A 19870-nucleotide genomic window follows, 5' to 3' on the forward strand; every position below is an offset into this window, starting at 1 on the left:
CAAAAAGTGTCTGAAAACGAACACTTGAATCGATCAAACAAATTATAACTCGCTAATAACAAATGGTTTGAAATTTTGGAACGATATCCGCTCCGTTTTATTAATAGTCAACAGCTGATAATTGACAGCCATGATCAAACCGTCCGCCAGCTGGCGACAGCTGAAGCACCGATAAAAACAGACAACATGCTGAAAAACTATCTCAAAACCACCTTCCGCAACCTCTGGAAAACCCGGGGGTACAGCTTTCTGAATATTTTCGGGCTTGCTATTGGCATTACCGCTGCATCGCTCATTTTCCTTTGGGTGGAAGACGAGGTAAGCTATAACCAGCACTTCCCCAATAAGGAGAATATATACATCTCTAAGTCCTTGCAGGCGTATGACGATGGCTCATATGTGTTTGAGGCCAACCCAGGACCCTTAGCCCCGGCCATTAAGGCCGAATTGCCGGGCGTCAAATATGCGGCACGTGCAAACTGGCTCATGCCCCTGCTGTTCAACCTGGGCGATGACAATCTTTACCAGAATGGGTTTTATGCCGATCCGGATTTCTTGGACATTTTTTCCCTTGAATTCACCGAAGGCACCCGAGCGACAGCCATGAATAACATCAACGACATGGTCATCACGCAAAGCGCTGCGAAACGGCTCTTTGGCAACGAACCTGCGCTGGGGCAGCACGTGCAAACCAACAACAAAGAAGGTTTTACCATAACGGGCGTGGTAAAAGACCTTCCCAAAAATAGCAGCGTAACGTTTGATTGGATCATCCCCTTTGAGAAACTCGAACGGCTGAATGAAGGAGGGTTTGAGGGTTGGGGCAATAACAGTCTGCTGACCTACGTGCAGTTGGAGCCTTCGGCACGTCTTGCCGATGTCAACAAACAGTTCTATGATTTTGCCGAGCGAAAAGCCGGAAACGATTTGTTCTACAAGAATTTCCTGTACCCGATGGAGCGGTGGCGCCTGTACAACAGTTTTGACAAAAACGGCAACGAACAAGAAGGCCGTCTCAAATACGTGCGCCTGTTCAGCATCATCGCCTGGGTGGTATTGCTCATTGCCTGCATCAATTTCATGAACCTGGCGACCGCCCGGTCGGAGAAACGGGCCAAGGAGGTGGGCATGCGCAAAGTGGTGGGGGCGACCAAAACCTCGCTCATCAGCCAATTCTTAGGCGAATCCGTCATCCTGGCCGTCCTTTCCGCGCTGGTAGCGATTGGACTCACGTTCCTTTCCATCGGGGCATTCAACAACCTGGTGGAAAAGGAATTGACCGTGGGGCTGTTTCAACCCATGCATCTTGCTTTCCTTGCCGGAATCGTACTGATATGCGGATTGGTTTCGGGCAGTTACCCTGCCTTTTACCTATCGGCCTTCAACCCCATTACCACGTTGAAAGGGGCCAAGCAAAAAGCCGGGGCGGCCGGCTTCGTCCGCCGTGGGTTGGTGGTGCTCCAATACGCCGCCTCTATCACGCTTATGGTGTGTACCGTCATCATCTTCCAGCAGATCCAACATGTCAAGGGACGCGATATGGGATTCGACCGCAGCCAGGTGCTCACTACTCCTTTACAGGTCGAGATGCAAGAACACTTAGATGTGATCAAAGAACAATTGATTGGCACCGGCGGTGTGGAAAGCGTAGGATTGAGCAACATGAATGTACTCGGCATCCACTCCAACACCAGCGGCATGAATTGGGAAGGCAAAGATCCGGATAAAAAGATACTGGTAGGCTTCCTCCATACCGATGCCGACTTCATCCCCACCTTGGGCATGCAATTGGTCGAGGGCCGCAACTTCCGCCCGCGTATGCTGGGCGACAGCAGCAGCATCATCATCAATGAAGCTTTTGCCCGGCTCATCAAACCGGATGGCAAGGTGACCGGACAGGTCGTCCGTTGGGGAGATACCCCTTATACGATTGCCGGCGTGGTCAGCGACTTCGTGTACAACAATGTTTATGCGCCTTCCGAACCGGTATTTTTTCATCCGTTCCAATCCAACTTCGGGGTCATCAATATCCGTACAAAAGCAGGCGTCGACTTATCGGAAACCGTCGGACAGATTGAAAAAGTGATCAAGGCCAATAATCCCGGGTATCCCTTTGAATATCATTTTCTTGACGACTTATTTGACGAAAAATTCAAATCCGAAATGCTCATCCAGAAATTGGCCGGTGTATTTGCGGTATTGTCCATTATCATTTCCTGCCTCGGCCTGTTCGGCCTCGCCGCCTTCACCGCCGAACGGCGCACCAAGGAAATGGGCATCCGCAAAGTGCTCGGTGCATCCATTTCATCATTGGTCGGCTTGCTCAACCGCGAGTTTATCGTGCTCGTATTGCTCTCCTGCGCCGTGGCCTTTCCCATCGCGTGGTGGATCATGAACGATTGGCTGGGCAGCTATCAATACCACACCGACCTGCACTGGTGGGTGTTTGCACTGGCCGGGGGTGGGGCGCTGCTCATTGCCCTGCTGACGGTGAGCTCACAAGCCGTCCGAGCGGCATTGACCAACCCGACAAGGAGTTTGAAGGATGAGTAATTGCAAATTTGACAACTAAACTTACCATTTTTGCATCATTATTGATAACAGCAATTAACATATTATCCTATATTTGCAATGAAAGCATTGCAAATGGAAAAGCTCATTATTAAATCTTCCTATCTACGAGAGGAGGTCTCGACAGAACATATTCGTCAGCTCTATCAGCAAATCGACTGGTCAGATCGGTTGATTGGTGTATTGGGGGCTCGAGGAACGGGAAAAACAACACTTCTACTTCAACGCTTGAAGCTGGCGCTGCCTCCGGACACGTCAGCGTTGTACATTTCTTTAGACGATATTTATTTCGCTACCAACCGGCTCGTTGATTTAGCTGAAAGCTTCCGATTGCGCGGAGGCAACATTTTGTTTATTGATGAAGTGCATAAATACGATGGCTGGGCGAAGGAAATTAAAAACATCTACGACACGTATAAAGACATTCATATCGTATTCACCGGATCATCCGTCATAAACATTTACCGGCAGGAAGCCGACCTCAGCCGCCGAGCGGTTTTCTATGAATTGAGTGGCCTTTCATTCCGCGAGTACCTACACTTTGCGGATGTCTATACGACCGGAATCCTATCCTTACAAGATATCCTCGCGCATCATACACAAATTGCATTGAATTTGAGCAAGGATTTTCGACCGATTCGCCACTTTGAAGCTTATCTCGACCATGGCTACTACCCGTTTTTCAACGAAAATATCCATACATATTTTATACGTATCGAGCAGGTAATACGATTGATCATTGAAACCGAACTCCGTTTTATTGATGGTTTTGATATTAACAACACTGGTAAAGTCTTGCAATTATTGGCCATTTTAGCCGAAAACGTGCCTTTCAAACCAAATATCAGCAAATTGAGCGACAAAATAGGTATCAGCCGCCAAACCGTAGTCCAATACCTGCATTATCTGGAGAAGGCACGATTAATCAATATCCTCGACGCCTCGGGAGCCAGTATCAGTACACTACAAAAGCCCGAAAAGGTCTATTTAGAGAACCCCAATCTTCATCGTGCCGTTGCCGCTACACAAGCCAACAGCGGCAGCCGCCGGGAATCGTTTTTACTCAACCAACTTCGTAATGCCAAACATAAAGTCTCCCTGCCGGCCAAAGGCGATTTTCTGGTAGACCGTACCATTACCATTGAAGTGGGTGGAAAAGCCAAAGGACAGAAGCAGCTTGCTGGTGTCGACCGGGCTTTCATTGCTGCGGACAACATTGACGTGGGCATCGACAATAAAATCCCGCTTTGGTTGTTTGGCTTACTGTATTAACCCGTCGCACCTACGCTATAAAGATACCGGACTGCCGGTCTTCACCGATTCATCGCAAGCAAATGCAATACGCAAGCTGTTCAGCGCATGCTCGGTTGCCTCGGTCAGGTCCAAGTCTTCCTCGATGGCTTTCAGGAAGAACCGCTGCTCCCGGTTACACAATTCCTGGTGGTCCGGTTCGTCCGTTAGATCTATCCATTCGTCCGGTGTTACAAACGAATTGGTATCATCGATAGCGGCGTGGTGGAAACGCAGTGACTCTGTCTTGGTATGGGCCGCTACGTCATCGGAATGCCCGCTGCCACCCGCTTCCTTCGCCACGATAGACACCGAACCCTCCGGCCCGATGACATCCTTCACGAAAAACGCCGTTTCACTGATCATAGGCCCCCACCCGGCCTCGTACCAGCCTACCGACCCATCTTCAAAGCGGATCTGCAACTGTCCATAATTGTAGTTCCCCTCCGGGATATCATCCGTAAGCCTGGCACCGATGGCATTGACCTGGATAGGCTTGCTGCCTGTCATCTGACACATCACGTCGATATAGTGTACGCCGCAATCCACGATGGGGCTCAGGCTTTTCATCAGATTCCGATGCACATTCCACATCGTCCCCTGGCTCTGCTGATTGAGATTCATCCGCATGACCAATGGCTTTCCCAGCTTGCCGCTGAGCTCGATAAAGCGCTGCCACGACGGATGATAACGCAATATATAACCCACCACCAGCTTCCTCCCCGTACGCGCGGCCACAGCCGCTACCCGCTCCGCACCCTCAACACTGTCGGCCAAAGGCTTTTCGATAAACACATGGCAGCCGGCCTCCATAGCACGAATCGCATAGGCTTCATGGGTGTCCGGATAGGTGGAGATACAAACCGCGTCCGGACGCGTGGCTGCAAGTGCCTCCTCGAAATCACGGTACAGGAGATATCCGCCTCCCAACAGCGCATTCAGTTTCACTTTACTATCGCCGGTAGATACCAGTCCACAAATTTCAAATTCATCCATATCGTGATAAGCTTGGGCGTGGGAGGCCCCCATATTGCCGCAGCCAACCACCAATACCCGCAGGGGTCTCTTTTGCTTTTCCATCGTTTGCTATCGTTTACGTGCGTTGTTCTCCTTAAAAATCAATAAAAATAGTATACATTCTTGCTGTTTAACGATTATGAAATTCGAGCCAATCGATATTGAACAGTGGTTGCTCCCGTCCCGCTTGATTGACGAATACAACATACAGGTCATGCTTGCCTGAAGTGTTACTGACTGCCCCTACGATCTCACGCCAGCCGTCCTCCGCACCGCTGTAGTTGCCCGTGGGCACGTCGACGCGGGAAACCACTGCGCCCGCCATGCTGTCCAGACGAAGCTCAATGGCGCCGCCCACCCCGCTTGGCTGGATGCGATACGCGATACGTCGTACCTCCGTAAGGTCTACATCCCGGAAGGCCACGTAACTACTGTCCTTAATGTCGTATATATAAGACAAGAAGGCCGTGGTAATCGTGGCAATCCGCACATTTCCTGCATCAAAATCCTCCGCTTGCACTCGCGGACGGCGCAGCAGGATATGATCGTGCGCGCTGAGGGGCGGAATACCGCCCGCACCGTTGTCGGTATAGGTGGCGCGGAGCAGGTACACGCCATCACCGACTCCGTTTTGATGCGCGGTCAACGCCAGCTTACCTGACACCGGCAGCCGCTCGCGCTCACCCGCGAAGGAAAGAATATAGCGCACCATCTCCTTTGCATCTTCCCGCGGCAACGCCGGATGCGGCGACATGGCCCGCTCTCCCCAATTGCCGCTTCCGCCCTGGATGATCTTGTCAATGAGCAACTCCTCGGATCCGGCCTTTTTGGCATACCTCACCGCCACCGCTTGGTACGTGGGGCCTACCGATTCCTTGTCGATGGAATGGCAGGATTTGCAGTCCAGATTGGCAATCAACTGCTGTCCCTTCAAGTGCTGTATACGGCTTGGATCCTGCCCCCCGCTCAGCACCAAGGCGGCATCCTTGCCATTGGGGATATAGCCGAACACTGTCTCAATTTTATCCTGAGAAATGGTATCCTCGGCATCCGTTGCCCTCACCTGATAATCCAACAGGGCACCGTCCCAATAAAAACTACGGTTGGATGAGGTCTGGATAGCTACATTGGGCGGGGTATTGCCCACATATATGCGCGCAGTGGAGTGTCCGACACCGCCATGATCGTCACTCACCGTCAGTTCCACCTCGTAAGTACCTGGCTTGGAGAAGGTGTGCGACACCCTTTCGCCATCGTAACCCTTGCCTTCAATGCGCCAGCGGAACGATAGCTGGTCTCCTTCGTCGTAATCCTTGGATCCGGTAGCCGAAAGTTGCACCGCAAACGGAGCTGCCCCGTACTGCTTGTCCAACGCGATATCGGCGATAGGTTTCCTGTTGCCCTCCGCATATTCGATCCTTATCAAACGGGCATTCGTATTTTTGGAAAACCAATTCGTGCCATATTCCAGCACATAAATAGCTCCATCCGGCGCAAATTGCATATCCACCGGAGCATCGAACTTCCAGTGGTCCAGAAAGGGTTCCATGCCACCGAAATTGCCGTTTTCATCAAAACTGACCGCCATGATCCACCCCCTGATCCATTCAAAGATGAAAAGCTTGCCGTTGTAATAGTCCGATAGTTTATACGGGGCATCCTTGAAATGCTCGCTGTAATAAACCGGTCCGGCCATGGCAGAGGCACCCCCATTGCCCACCAACGGAAATTGCTTTGAATCGCCCTTGCCATACCAGATCATGGCAGGCGTTGCCGGGGGCAATTCGCGCAGCCCGGTATTATTGGGCGACTCATTCAAAGGCTTGGCGGGGTCCTTTCCGGATTCGAGCTGCTTGGTTGCGTAGTTGTATTTCGGAAAGACATCGTTATTACCCAGGAAATATGGCCATCCGAAGAAACCCGGTTCCCGCACCTGGTTGATCTCATCGTAGCTCATTTTTTCGCCCGCTGGCGATTCCACCTGGGTGTCCGGACCGACATCGCCGAAATAGAGGAATCCCGTCTCGCTATCGATGCTGAACCGATAGGGGTTACGGGTACCCATCACATAGATTTCCGGGCGGGTATCTGGGGTACCCGGCGGAAAGAGGTTGCCCGCTGGTATGCTATAGCCCCCTTCTGGCAGGGGCCTGATACGCAGAATCTTCCCCCGTAGGTCGTTGGTATTGGCCGCCGTCGCTTGATCATCAGCCAATTCGTGTCCGGGCCGCTCGTCTACCGGCGTATAGCCTTCTGTCTCTTCGGCATTGGTGTTGTCGCCGACAGAAAGGTACAGGTTGCCCGCCATATCAAACCGCAGGTAGCCTGCCGAGTGGCAGCAATAAATCCGCTGTGTCGGAATTTCCAGGATCACCGTTTCCGTAGCCTGCAGCAGGCTGTCGTTGCGGAACTCGAAACGCGATAACCGACTCACCGCCTTTTCGCCCGCTACTGCATAGTAAAAGTACACCCAGTGATTCTTTTCATAGCCCGGATCCATGACAACACCCAACAAACCATCCTCAATGCCGCTGAATACACTGAAATTGGCAATCGCCTTCAGGTCCCCGCTTCCCTGTTTATAAAGCTTCACACCGCCCTTGCGCTCGACAAACAGCACGTCGCCCCCCGGAAGGATGGCCATCTGCATCGGTTCGTCCAGCCCTTCGGTCAGCACGACACGAGTATAGCGGCTGCTGTCGGGTTTCGTACCTGCGCCCCCTTTGTGATGCTTGCAGGTTGCGAACAAGCCAGCGATCAAGATACCGGCAAAAAGAATAAGGAATGATGGCTTCATTATCGTCATTAAGTTAGAAAAGTCGCAAGTGATATTCTTTTCATCGTTCAGCCGCCATCCTATTCGTCACGCCATTCGGTTTCGATCCCCTGTACCCGGATGAACTGCTGGAATCCTTGAAGGAGTTGCTGGTCACTCCGCACTTCCTTGGGAGCCACCTGCTTGCGCATCGCGTAGGTAAGCAGCAGACCCACGGCCTCGCCAATGCTCCACTCTACCGGATGGAGCCGATAACAGCCATTGGTGATATGCGTGGTGCCGATGTTCTTGTTGGCAGGCAGCAGGTTTTTTATCCTGATCGGCAAAAGCGCTCCTAAGGGGATCTGGAACCGCAGGGAATCAAAATCGATGTAGTTGGTTCCATTACAGCTTGGATGCAGGTCGATGTGGTAATACCCAATGCCCACGCTGTCATGAAACTCGGCAGCCTTATCCACGGGACCGCCAGCGACTAGCTCCCTATTCTCTTTGCCCACATGTTCCTCCAATATGGTAAAGACCGCCTTGATGCGGCGCGACTCCCGCACGTAGGGATACTTGGCCAAACCATCTTCCGTGCCCATGATGTCTTTGCGCAGACGGAGGCCTGGCCACCCCTTGCCACCGTCGGGCCTGGGAGCCTCGGTTTGCAGCCAGTAAAGCAACGAAAGGCTCAGCTCTTTGGCGGCAGCGACATGTTTGTCGAATTCCTTTTCGGAAACACCGACAAGGTTCCCCAGCATGTAGTCGTTCTGTGGCCAGTTTACCAAGGTGATATCTCCGGCATAGGCCCCCTCCCTAAAGTTGTTCGTGCTGATGATTTTCCGGTAGTTCCACAGGTTCAGGGTATTCCCCGTAGGCACCCCTTCCGGATGGAACCCAAGCATTTTCGATTCCAGCGTCTGTGGACTGGAGTAATGCAGTCCCAACAATTCGCCCGGCCATGGGGGATTCAGGTCCGGCACATGGCTTCTCCAAAACGCGTAATTGGCCGGCTGCTTGATCGTATGGTCCTCACCCGGCAGGTAGTCCATTGCGAAACAGACGGTAAATGCTTGGTTATTATCCGGATCAGCCACTTCCGGAGCGTGTAGCTCTTCCGTATCCTTTTTAGCCTCGGTTCCGGTCACAAATTCGGTTCCCGTCAGCGGCAGCAGATCGCCCAGTTCAGTCGCGTCGACGAAGTAAGGAGCCATGAGCGTTTTCTGCCTGCCCGAGCGTAATTCCTTCACCAGCACGGCCCGTACCTCGTCGCCCGCCGTTTCGGCACTTATCGCCTTGTGTTCCAGCAACAGCACCAGGCGGCCGCTACTCAGGTAGGGATCGAGCATAGCTGTCAACACGGCCAGCGCCACCCGCGGCTCGTGGCACAAAGCCGAGACCACGCCATTGCCCGGATTCAGCAACGGATTGCTTTTAGCTTCATCGGTCAGGGGATAGTTCCGTTTATAATATTCCCTGACGCCGTTCCGGAAATCCCGGTAAAGCTGCGTGGCTCCCATGGTCTCTATCCATGGATGCTCATCGGGCGGTACGCCTTGTTGTGTCAGCTGCCCCCCTATCCAGTCCGTTTCTTCGGTCAGGATAACCGTGTGCCCGTTGCGGAGCGCCGCCAGGGTAGCGGCAAAACCACCTAAACCGCCCCCGGCGATCACAATATCTGCCTCCAGCAGCTCGCCGCCCGTTCCGCCCTGCCCCTTCACTTCAGCCGCGGCGGAAAAGCCCGTTAACGGGGTAGCAGCAATCGCGCTCCCACCGATGGCTAATGCTTCTAAAAATGTTCTGCGTTTCATCACGATAGTTGGATCTTCAAAAAATTTGAGTGCATGCTGCGTATCCTTTAAAAACCCGACCGCGCGATCCCGCGTTTGATGGCATCCCATTGATCGAATCCGATCACCTGCACGATGTCGAACACCATTAACCCATCGGAATCTTTGAGGCAAAGATAAACAGCCTCTTCTATATTGTCGCGATGATTCAATGCATATATACTCCCATGCATTTTGGTATCGCCATGGAGCAGCCGCTTTCCCCTGGCCAGCCCATATTCGATACTTTCCGGATTATCAGACCCAAAAACACGTCAGACACAATTTCTTCAGCGGCTTCCCTGCTTCGGACGAGGCGATAGGCAAAGAAACGCAGTGCTTTGCCATGCAATTGGATGAAATGGTACAAACCTGATTCGCACCCTTCCTGTAATTCACATACGTATTTTTCGCTTTCGGTCATTGGGCATGGAAGCCTTGAGGCATTAACGGATTTAATAACGCAATTATAAAGAAAAAGTAAAAATTAAGACGGTTTGAGCCATTAAAAAAAAGCGGAACATCCTTTAATCGGATATTCCGCTTTTTTCAAAAGTTGTACGGTCAGAATATGGTTACTGCGCAGCAGCTTCTACATCGATACCGATCTCAATATCTTTGCTGATACCCCATTCAGCAGGATCCGCTTCGGAGGTGCCGAATTTAATGCCCCAATCAGCGCGGTTAACGGTAAATTGTGCTTGTACAGACGCTTTTCCGCCGGCCACAGCAACTTTCGCCGGGAAAGAAATATTCAGCGTGCTGTCAAGCAAGGTCAAATTTCCGCTCACGGTCTTGTTAGCCCCTTCGATCGCTCCGGTGGCCGAAGCCGTATCCAAGTCAGCAACCTGCGTGATCTTGAACGCTGCGGTGGGAAATTTGGTCACATTGAAAAAGTCCTCATTCTTCAAGTGGGCTTCTAAGTCGGTATGTTTCTTATCCGCCTCGGTTACCGATGCCGAATCCACCTTCAGTGATTCGAAGTCGATGACGAAGTCACCGGCCGTAATGTTGCCATCGGCCACCGTAACTTCTCCGGATTTGATGCCCAATGTGCCCCAGCGCGGCGCAAAACCGCCCTTGTGATACGCCTTCCAATTGACCGCCGAATTAGCCAAATCAACCGCATAAACATCGCCTTGTTTTTCGGCAACCTCTTGCTCTTCGCTAACGGCAGCGTTCTTAGACGCGTTACCGCATGACACCGCGAAAAATGCCAGGCCTGCTAAGATTAGTACATTAAATTTCTTCATGTTTTTAATTGTTAATATGAAGCCGCAAATAAAACAACATTAAATTACATGTTCAAACACAATTATATTATTTGACAATTTGGCTACATTAGTTGCAGATGAGTAATGGTTCGATTGAAATTATCACTAATATTGGCCCGGTAACTTTTCGCTGTAATTGCTATGCAGACATCCAAGCGCGCGGCCATCGGTTTTATCTTCGTCACCTTGTTGATCGATGTCATGGGGTGGGGACTCATCATACCCGTAATGGCTGATTTGATCGCCGAGCTAAAGGGCATCCCGGTTAACGAGGCAAGCACCTATGGCGCCCTGTTGCTGTCGGTATTTGCCATCACGCAGTTTCTGTTTTCCCCCGTGATCGGCAACCTCAGCGACCGGTATGGGCGGCGTCCGATCTTGCTTTTTTCGCTGCTGGGTTTCGGTATCGACTACATGATCCTCGCCTGGGCACCCACATACGGTTGGCTGTTCCTGGGCCGCGTCATCGCCGGTATCACCGGAGCCAGCTTTACCACCGCTGCATCGTATATCGCCGACATCAGTACGGATGAGACCACGCGGGCAAAAAATTTCGGCCTTATCGGGGCTGCATTTGGCTTAGGCTTCGTGTTGGGTCCCGCATTGGGCGGATTGCTCGCCGTATGGGGGCTGCGGGCACCGTTTTATGCCGCTGCGGCACTGTGCCTGATCAACTGCCTATTCGGATACTTCCTGCTGCCCGAGTCGCTTCAAAAGGACAATCGCCGGGCGTTCGAATGGAAACGGGCCAATCCTTGGGGCTCACTGGCCTTCCTGACCAAGCATCCGGAAATCGGCGGACTTGCGCTTAGTTTTTTTCTTATTTATCTCGGCGCACAGGCCGTGCAGAGCAACTGGAACTTTTTTACCATTTACCGTTTTGACTGGAGCGAAAAAATGATCGGCTTTTCCCTGGCTACGGTCGGTGTCCTCACGGGCTTCGTGCAGGCGGGCCTCACCCGTGTCATCACGCCGAAACTTGGAAACGAAAAAAGTATCTATCTCGGGCTTTCTTTATATACCTTAGGGCTGGTGCTCTTTGCCTTTGCTTCCGAAGGCTGGATGATGTTTGCGTTCTTGATTCCGTACTGCCTCGGAGGCATCTGCGGCCCATCGCTGCAAGCGGTCATTGCCGGGCATGTCAATAGCAGCCAGCAGGGTGAGCTTCAAGGCGCGCTGACCAGCCTGATGAGCCTCACCACCATCTTAGGGCCGCTCATCATGAATAACACATTTTCTTATTTCACGACCGATAAGGCTCCTTTCCACTTTCCGGGTGTCCATTTCTTGATCGGGGCCATATGCATGCTCGGTGGACTGATCATTATCCATCGGGTGATGACCAGGAAGAGGTAAATTTGTCCTTATCGTTAACCAACAAAAAAACCAAATGGAATCTTTCGAACGAGTCAACATCACGATTCTATCACTTTGTCTGCTGAGCATCGCCTCGTGCACCTCCCTGAAGCAGACCGACCAAAGCGGGAAAATCAAAACACGGGAAAAAACCAGTTTTCAGACCTCCCAGCATTGGAAGCCCGTTACCGACACACGGGCAGACATTGCCATGGTTTACGGCGTCGGCGGGAACCCCTCCGACAAACACAAGGGGAAATCCTTTGAGGAGCGGGTACAATCCTGGCGGGAACGCGGGTACACCACCCATTTCATGACGGGGATCGCCTGGGGTGAATACCAGGACTACTTCACCGGCGAATGGGACGGCAAATGGCACTTAGACGAAGGGCAGGTAGAGCAGGACGGCGACACCATCTGGCATGGCCGCATGGTTCCCTATATCGTGCCGACCGCCAATTACCTGAAATACATCAAGGAGAAACATGTGAAACGCGTGATCGATGCGGGTATTGATGCCATCTACATGGAAGAACCCGAATTTTGGGCGCGCGCGGGGTATAGCGAAGCGTTTAAGCGGGAATGGCAGGCGTATTACGGCTTCCCGTGGCGCCCGCAGCACGAATCGCCCGAAAACACGTACTTGTCCAGCAAGTTGAAATATCAACTGTATTATAACGCCCTGAAAGACGTATTTACCTATGCCAAAGCCTACGGGAAAAGCAAGGGCATGGATGTTCGCTGTTATGTGCCGACGCACTCACTCGTCAACTATTCACAATGGCAGATCGTGAGCCCCGAGGCCAGCCTGGCTTCGCTGGATGTGGTAGACGGTTATATTGCGCAAGTGTGGACAGGCACTGCCCGGGAACCGAACTATTTCAACGGCAAGGAAAAGGAGCGTGTATTTGAAACAGCTTTCCTGGAATATGGTTCCATGGAATCCATGACAGCCCCTACCGGCAGGAAGATGTTCTTCCTTACCGATCCGATCGAAGACTGGCCCCGCGACTGGGTAGACTACAAGAACAACTACGAAGCCACGTTTACCGCCCAGCTGCTGTATCCCAATATCGCCGACTACGAGGTCATGCCCTGGCCCGACCGCATTTATGAGGGCCAGTACCGGGTCAGCAAAGACAGCGAGGAGAAAGCAAACATTCCGCGTCACTATTCGACGCAGATGCAGGTCATGATCAATACCCTGAACCACATGCCGCTATCGGAAAACACCGTCTCCGGCAGTCCCGGCATCAGCGTGTTGATGGCCAATTCATTGATGTTCCAGCAGTTTCCCACCCATGACGGCTATGAAGATCCGCAACTGTCAAATTTTTACGGGCAGGCACTGCCGTTTCTGAAGCGGGGTGTTCCCGTGAAGACGGTTCACCTGGAAAACGTGTCGTACAAGGAGACCTTAAAAGACACCAAAGTGCTCCTGATGACCTATTCCAATATGAAGCCCATGTCGGCCGAGGGGCATGCCCACATCGCCCAATGGGTTAAGGAAGGCGGCGCGCTGGTGTACAGCGGGCGCGACGAGGATCCCTATCAGACCGTCGAAGAATGGTGGAATGCCGAAGGGAATGACTACCAGCGCCCCTCCGATCACCTCTTCGAACAGCTGGGGATCGCGGCCGGTGCCCCTGATGGGGAATACCCATACGGCAAGGGCGTCGTGCACATCCTCCGCAGCGACCCGAAAGAGTATGTACTGCAAGAAGGTGGAGATCAGAAATTCATTCAGGTGGTCAACGCGTTGTATGAGCGGAAGTCGGCCGAGCCGCTTCTTTTCAAGAACCAGCTGTATTTGGAAAGAGGGCCATACGATATCGCTGCCGTCTTGGATGAACATGAAGATGCAGCCCCCTTTACCATCGACGGCCCGGTGATCGATCTATACGATCCGGAGTTGCCCGTGCTTGCCCAAAAAGTCATCCAGCCGGGCCGGCAAGCGTTGTTATACCACATCAGCCGGGTTGACGATCCTTCCAAGCCACAGGTACTGGCCTCCGCTTCGCGGATCTACGACGAGGATGTCACCGGAAATGGTTACGCTTTTGTCTGCCGGAGCCCCTTGAATACCACCAATGTCATGCGCGTGCTGTTGCCAGCAGAACCCCGTCAATTCACAGTCACGGATCCTGCCGGAGATCCCGTCAGCGCCGTCAAAACATCGTGGGACGCATCATCGCATACGTATTTTCTCCAGTTCGAAAACCATCCGGATGGAATGCACGTGAAACTCGATTGGTAAGCAGGTAACGGTACAGGAAAAATGATAGACCGGCGGGAAGCAATGCTCTTCCCGCCGTTTTTTATTGGCTGAAAGGCTGCTGGTTGAGAGGTTGCCAATTGGCCATTGCTTTTTAAATTATTGGGTATATTATAGGTATTTTATAGGGTTTTTATAGGGACATGATAGGGTCAAATACGAATGACAAGCGTACTATCTATTAATTATATTCGATTAATATTTCAATAATTTTAGAAAACAGTTTATATTTGGAGGTGAAACATCAGGAGATAACAGTATGGCAGTATTCAAAAATGGACCCAATGGAAGCTTCAGCGGAAAAGTAGGGAGCGTCGTTGGTTATAAATGGAAAGGCCTTGATGTGATCCGCGGATTGCCCCGCAAGAGCCATAAACCACGCAGCGAAGCGCGACTGGCCAATGAGCAGGCCATGAAACGTATCATGGAGGTGCTCCAGCCGCTCAAGGTATTCATTCGAATTGGCTTCCGAGATGCCGCGGCGTCCTTGAACATGAGTGCCTTCAACTTGGCCCTGTCATTGAACAAAAAGAATGCACTCAAAGGTGAGTACCCTAATCTCGAAATCGACTGGACGAAACTCCAGGTTAGCCAAGGTGAGTTGCCGGGCCCCAAGGAGCTAACCGCTGTATGGACTGCTGCCGGATTACGGATCATGTGGCACAACAATGCCGGTCAATCACATGCCCACGTGGGCGATTTGCTCTCCTTCGTTATCTATTCCGTTTCGCTGGATCAGTGGTTTCCTTTCTTCAACGAATCGACACGCGATGCGGGTGAATGTACCATTGAAGCGGATGAAGACTGGGCAGGCACCGAAGTGCACGCGTTCTGTACGTTTATGTCCTTTGGCGGTGAAGTCGTTTCCGACAGCGCATACTTCCACCTTCCTGCCGAGACTAGGTAATGGCAATCAGCGCTCATCCAATCTATACCCCAGCGCGCCAATCCGCTTGACTGAGCCGGATCACACTTGAGGGTTATCTCCGTATCGCCAACGTAATCAAATTAATTGTCCGCTTGCGGACAACAGGTGTTCGATATCGAACAGTCTTAAAATCAATAGGCGAATCATTTGACTGACTTTCAATACATTAAAATTTTGGAACGATAATGTATATGAACGATTAACGTGACTGGCACACAAACAGATGATTGACATAACTGGAATTAACCAAACAATATAAGTAACGAACCACGCATAGGCTGACTGCCGAAAGTTGATAGCCGACTGCCGAAAGCTAAATAACATGATTAAAATTACAGAACTGCAAAAATTTTATCGCACCGAGGAGGTGGAGACGATTGCGCTCAACAACCTGAGCATCCATGTAAAACAGGGTGAATTTGTGGCGGTGATGGGACCCTCGGGCTGCGGCAAGTCTACCCTGCTCAACATTGTCGGCTTGCTGGACGACCTGGATAATGGAAGCTATCTTTTCAACAACATCGAAGTAGCCAAATTCAACGAACGGAAACGCTCCGACCTGCGCAAGCACAATATCGGCTTCGTGTTTCAGAGCTTCAACCTGATCGACGAACTGACGGTATTCGAAAATGTGGAACTGCCGCTCATCTATACGAAGGTGCCTGCTGCCGAGCGCAAGAAACGGGTGGAGGAGGTGTTGGAGAAGGTGCAGATCATGCACCGCCGCAACCACTTTCCGCAGCAGCTTTCCGGTGGTCAGCAGCAGCGTGTGGCCGTGGCCCGTGCGGTGGTGAACAACCCCAAACTGATCCTGGCGGATGAGCCCACGGGTAACCTCGACTCGAACAACGGTAACGAGGTGATGCAGTTGCTTACCGAACTGAATGAAGCCGGTACGACCATCGTGATGGTGACCCACAGTGAACACGATGCCCGCTACGCCGACCGCGTCATCCGCATGCTGGATGGACAGGTACTGATGGAAACGGTTGGTTAACGTTGGTGGTGGCCGGTGACCTGTAATGGGTGATGAGTGGCCGGTGATTGGTCTGTTGTCTAACGTCTAAAAAAATGATAACGAACTACTTCAAAACCGCTTGGCGCAATTTACTGAACAACAAACTGTTCAGCCTATTGAACATTTTCGGGCTGGCCATAGGGCTCAGTGTAGCGCTTCTCCTTTCGCTCTTTGTCATCCAGGAGCGGTCATTCGATACGTTTCCCGATCGGGATAAGATATTCCGTTATATCGCACACGTCAACCACGAAGAGAGCAAGATGCTTTGGGCCGGTGTACCCAATGCGATAGGCCCCACGGTGCGAGACAACATCCCCGAAGTGAAACGGTCTGCCCGCACCTTGCTGAACGGCTTCGGCGACAATGCGAGTATCACGATCGGGAGCGATGCCTATATCGAAAGTCGCCTGTACTGGGCCGACCCGGACATCGTGGAAATCTTTGACCTTCAGTTTGTTCATGGCGATCGAAAAAAGGCACTCAGCGAACCAAACACCGTACTCCTTTCGGAACGCAAGGCCAAGCAGTATTTCGGCGATGAAAGTCCGATCAATAAGACCGTGGAATTGGATAGGAATACCACACTGAAGGTGACCGGGGTCTATGCCGATTTGCCGGCGACCAGCACGTTTGATGCCGACTTGATCGGTTCATTTACTACATCGGGCTTTTCGAAAGACCTCAAGTGGGACAATGCCAGCTTCGAAACCTGGATTATGTTGAACGATTCCGACGATTACCGCAAGGTGGAAGATTACCTTCCGAAGATGATCAATGAACATGTGGGTGCCGAAGGCACGTATTATACCTTGTCGCTCCAACCGTTGACAGACGTGCATTTAAATTCGGCGGAAATCAAAGCCTACAGCAACCGGCGGGGCGACGCCAAACAACTTCAGCAACTTACTTACTTAGCGATCGCATTGCTGCTGATGGCCGCCATCAACTACATGAACCTCGCTACTGCACGTGCACAGCAACGCAGCAAGGAGGTGGGGGTAAGCAAAGCCCTTGGTGCCAGCCGGAAGGGACTGGTGGGTAAGTTCTATGCCGAAACAGCCTTGTTGACACTGATTTCCATCTTGTTCGGACTGGCGCTTGCCGTCATGGGCATTCCCCTATTCAACGCGTTATCGGGCAAAATGCTGGTATATACTACCCTTTCGCACCCTGTTTTTTGGATGGGACTGCCCGTACTTTGGCTTTCACTGACGTTGGTTTCCGGCCTTTATCCGGCCGTCATCCTTTCTTCCTATACGCCGCTGGAAGCCCTCCAGAAGGGAAAAACCGTCAAGACGGGTTCGGCGCTTTTCCGCCGGGCACTCGTCGTATTGCAGTTCAGTGCCAGCATCGTCCTCATCGTAGGCGTTGTGATCATGTACCGCCAAATGGACTTCGTGAGCCAACGCAAGCTGGGCTATAATCCGGAGAACGTCATCGCGATCAGCATAGGTTCGCTAAAAAACGATCAAGAACTGGATGCCCTGCGAAACCAGATCAGTGCATTAGCCCCCACGCAAAGCATGGTGGTGTCCCAAGCGTTTCCGGGAAGGGGCGAAAGCGGTCATTTTATCCACAGAGACGATTCCGATAAGCAGGGGGCAGCGCTCTCTGCAAACCGGGTCATTGGCGATATCGAAAGCGTATTGCAACTGGAGTTGTTGGCGGGAAGAATGGTCAACGAACGGGTAAATAGCGATACCACGCAGGATGGGGGATGGATTTTCGAAGCTGTGCTCAATAAATATGCTGTAGATTACCTTGGCCTCACTCCGGAAGAAGCCATCGGCAAGAAGGTTTCGGCCGGCTTCGGCGATAACACCTACATCGTCGGCGTGGTCGATAATTTCAATTATGCCACGTTGCATAATCCCATGGGTGCATACGCCTTTACGAACACTCCCCAGACCGTTCGTTATCTGATGGTGCGTTTTAACACGGGCGACTTAAGAGAAACATTACGTCAATATGAGGCGGCTTATAAAAGGGTTGTGCCTGACGCTCCGTTTGATTATACCTTCCTCGACAGCCATTTGAAAAGCCTGTACCAATCCGACCAGCAGACGGCATCGGTATTGTTGTCCTTTTCGGTATTGGCCATATTCGTGGGATGTCTTGGCTTGTTTGGCCTTGCGGCTTTTACTGCCGAGAAACGCACCAAGGAAATCGGTGTGCGCAAGGTACTCGGCGCCACGGTACCTTCGCTGGTGCGCCTGTTGAGCCTTGACTTCATCAAATTGGTGATCGTGGCGTTCGTCATTGCCTGTCCATTAGCGTATTGGGGCTTCAGCAAATGGCTTGAGAATTTTGCCTATCGCATCGATATCCAATGGTGGATGTTTGCGATGGCTGGTCTAGCTGCTATGGCGATTGCATTGCTGACGGTAAGTTGGCAGGCCATACGGGCGGCGGTGGCGAACCCGGTGGAGTCTTTGCGGGATGAGTGAACTATTTCTTCTTATCGGTCAATTCCCGGCGGATTTCCTGGACAACTTCAAGTGGAACGCCTGCGGCCTTGGCTGCCTGCTGGTCTGAAAAATCAAATTCCGTAATCAAATTGCGGATGGTTTCGAGTTTGCCTTGCTCTAGGCCCTGTTCTAGACCTTGTTCTAGGCCCTGTTCGAGACCCTCTGCATAACCTTTCTCACGGGCCGTCTCCCGCACACTGTATTCGTCCCACCTGCGTTTTAAACTGACATCATACATGGTTCGTTCCTCCTTGTTGAGTTTACTGTATTCCGATATATCAAACAATTTCTCAAATATCGGTTTTCTGAGGTAAATCGGCAACTTGTCCATTCCAGACATATTGGTCAACACATGTAACCACCGGTCCAGATCGGTCTCCAACTCCGATTCTTCCTTCACAAAATTAATCAATTCAATATAGAAATAACCTAATTCCTCATAAAACACTTTACCAGTTTCCCTGTTGCACAGGCAAATATCATGCAGGTACCTACCATCGCTGCCCCCGGGCATGGAAAATCCATCCATCAGTACGATCACATACACCTCGCTGATGCCGTAGTTCCATGCCGCACGCCGGCCCCGCGGTGCCTGGTCGGCTATCAATTTGCTTGAGTAATACAGCATCCGTTGCTTGAGGTATGATTGCTCCGTACGCTGCACCTCGATCAGGAACTGCGAGCCGTCGTCGCCCGTACACGTCAGGTCGAATATCACCGAACCAATCAGTTCCCCGTCGCCCACATGCTCGTTCTTGTTGTACACGACATCCGTGATAACCTTTCGACCCCCGAATATCCCGTTGAGCAGGTCGATCAGCAAATCTTTGTTCGGCTCGGTGCCGAATAGCCGTTTGAACGAAAAATCCGTCAGTGGGTCGATGTACCTTGGTTGTTTCATGGTGGTTGATGCTAATAATTTACTGGATGCAAATATAACAACAATAACCAAAAAGCTAAAATAATTAGTAAATAATTTGCGGTCACGATGTCCCCGACTTATCTGTCCGCAAATGAACAACAGGTGTTCGATATCGAACACCTGTTGCAGCACAAAACAACATAAATATCTGATTAATAAATATT

At 51.5% G+C, this 19870-nt stretch carries 13 protein-coding genes; 7 read left to right on the plus strand and 6 right to left on the minus strand.

Going from position 1 to position 19870, the window contains the following annotated elements; translation table 11 throughout:
* Nucleotides 1-186: 186 nt before the first annotated feature.
* Together ACMGDE_RS03750 and ACMGDE_RS03755 are read left to right on the plus strand one after the other, a co-directional pair.
* Complete coding sequence (locus ACMGDE_RS03750) at nucleotides 187-2553, plus strand: ABC transporter permease (RefSeq protein WP_436831418.1); 2367 nt, start codon at nucleotides 187-189, stop codon at nucleotides 2551-2553.
* Nucleotides 2554-2631: 78 nt separating this feature from the next.
* Complete coding sequence (locus tag ACMGDE_RS03755; protein ID WP_436831419.1) at nucleotides 2632-3843, plus strand: ATP-binding protein; 1212 nt, start codon at nucleotides 2632-2634, stop codon at nucleotides 3841-3843.
* 15 nt (nucleotides 3844-3858) lie between these two features.
* Here the strand turns inward: ACMGDE_RS03755 and ACMGDE_RS03760 are convergent, their stop codons facing one another.
* The 5 genes from ACMGDE_RS03760 to ACMGDE_RS03780 form a co-directional block, all read right to left on the minus strand.
* Nucleotides 3859-4941, minus strand: a complete 1083-nt coding sequence (locus ACMGDE_RS03760; protein ID WP_436831420.1) for a Gfo/Idh/MocA family protein — start codon at nucleotides 4939-4941, stop codon at nucleotides 3859-3861.
* 67 nt (nucleotides 4942-5008) lie between these two features.
* Nucleotides 5009-7675 (minus strand): PQQ-dependent sugar dehydrogenase, encoded by a 2667-nt coding sequence (locus tag ACMGDE_RS03765; RefSeq protein ID WP_436831421.1) that lies wholly within the window; start codon nucleotides 7673-7675, stop codon nucleotides 5009-5011.
* Between the two features lie 59 nt (nucleotides 7676-7734).
* The gene (locus ACMGDE_RS03770) at nucleotides 7735-9447 is read right to left on the minus strand and encodes an FAD-dependent oxidoreductase (RefSeq protein ID WP_436831422.1); all 1713 of its coding nucleotides are present in this window, start codon (nucleotides 9445-9447) and stop codon (nucleotides 7735-7737) included.
* Between the two features lie 47 nt (nucleotides 9448-9494).
* Nucleotides 9495-9710, minus strand: a complete 216-nt coding sequence (locus tag ACMGDE_RS03775) for an alpha amylase family protein (RefSeq protein WP_436831777.1) — start codon at nucleotides 9708-9710, stop codon at nucleotides 9495-9497.
* Between the two features lie 330 nt (nucleotides 9711-10040).
* On the minus strand, nucleotides 10041-10718 hold the full coding sequence (locus tag ACMGDE_RS03780) for a YceI family protein (protein WP_436831423.1): 678 nt from the start codon (nucleotides 10716-10718) through the stop codon (nucleotides 10041-10043).
* A 162-nt stretch (nucleotides 10719-10880) separates the two neighbouring features.
* Between ACMGDE_RS03780 and ACMGDE_RS03785 the strand changes: the two genes are divergently transcribed.
* The 5 genes from ACMGDE_RS03785 to ACMGDE_RS03805 all read left to right on the plus strand — a co-directional run bounded on the left by ACMGDE_RS03785 (nucleotide 10881) and on the right by ACMGDE_RS03805 (nucleotide 18763).
* Nucleotides 10881-12095 (plus strand): TCR/Tet family MFS transporter, encoded by a 1215-nt coding sequence (locus ACMGDE_RS03785; protein WP_436831424.1) that lies wholly within the window; start codon nucleotides 10881-10883, stop codon nucleotides 12093-12095.
* 34 nt (nucleotides 12096-12129) lie between these two features.
* On the plus strand, nucleotides 12130-14352 hold the full coding sequence (locus tag ACMGDE_RS03790; RefSeq protein ID WP_436831425.1) for a hypothetical protein: 2223 nt from the start codon (nucleotides 12130-12132) through the stop codon (nucleotides 14350-14352).
* Between the two features lie 277 nt (nucleotides 14353-14629).
* Nucleotides 14630-15277 carry a DUF6266 family protein gene (locus ACMGDE_RS03795; RefSeq protein WP_436831426.1) on the plus strand — a complete coding sequence of 216 codons (648 nt, stop codon included), beginning with the start codon at nucleotides 14630-14632 and terminating at the stop codon, nucleotides 15275-15277.
* Between the two features lie 343 nt (nucleotides 15278-15620).
* Nucleotides 15621-16295 (plus strand): ABC transporter ATP-binding protein, encoded by a 675-nt coding sequence (locus tag ACMGDE_RS03800; protein WP_436831427.1) that lies wholly within the window; start codon nucleotides 15621-15623, stop codon nucleotides 16293-16295.
* 74 nt (nucleotides 16296-16369) lie between these two features.
* Complete coding sequence (locus ACMGDE_RS03805; RefSeq protein WP_436831428.1) at nucleotides 16370-18763, plus strand: ABC transporter permease; 2394 nt, start codon at nucleotides 16370-16372, stop codon at nucleotides 18761-18763.
* Between the two features lies 1 nt (nucleotide 18764).
* Here ACMGDE_RS03805 and ACMGDE_RS03810 read toward each other — a convergent pair whose 3' ends face one another.
* On the minus strand, nucleotides 18765-19685 hold the full coding sequence (locus ACMGDE_RS03810) for an Rpn family recombination-promoting nuclease/putative transposase (protein WP_436831429.1): 921 nt from the start codon (nucleotides 19683-19685) through the stop codon (nucleotides 18765-18767).
* Between the last annotated feature and the right edge of the window lie 185 nt (nucleotides 19686-19870).

Source organism: Parapedobacter brassicae, assembly GCF_051400755.1.
GTDB lineage: Bacteria > Bacteroidota > Bacteroidia > Sphingobacteriales > Sphingobacteriaceae > Parapedobacter.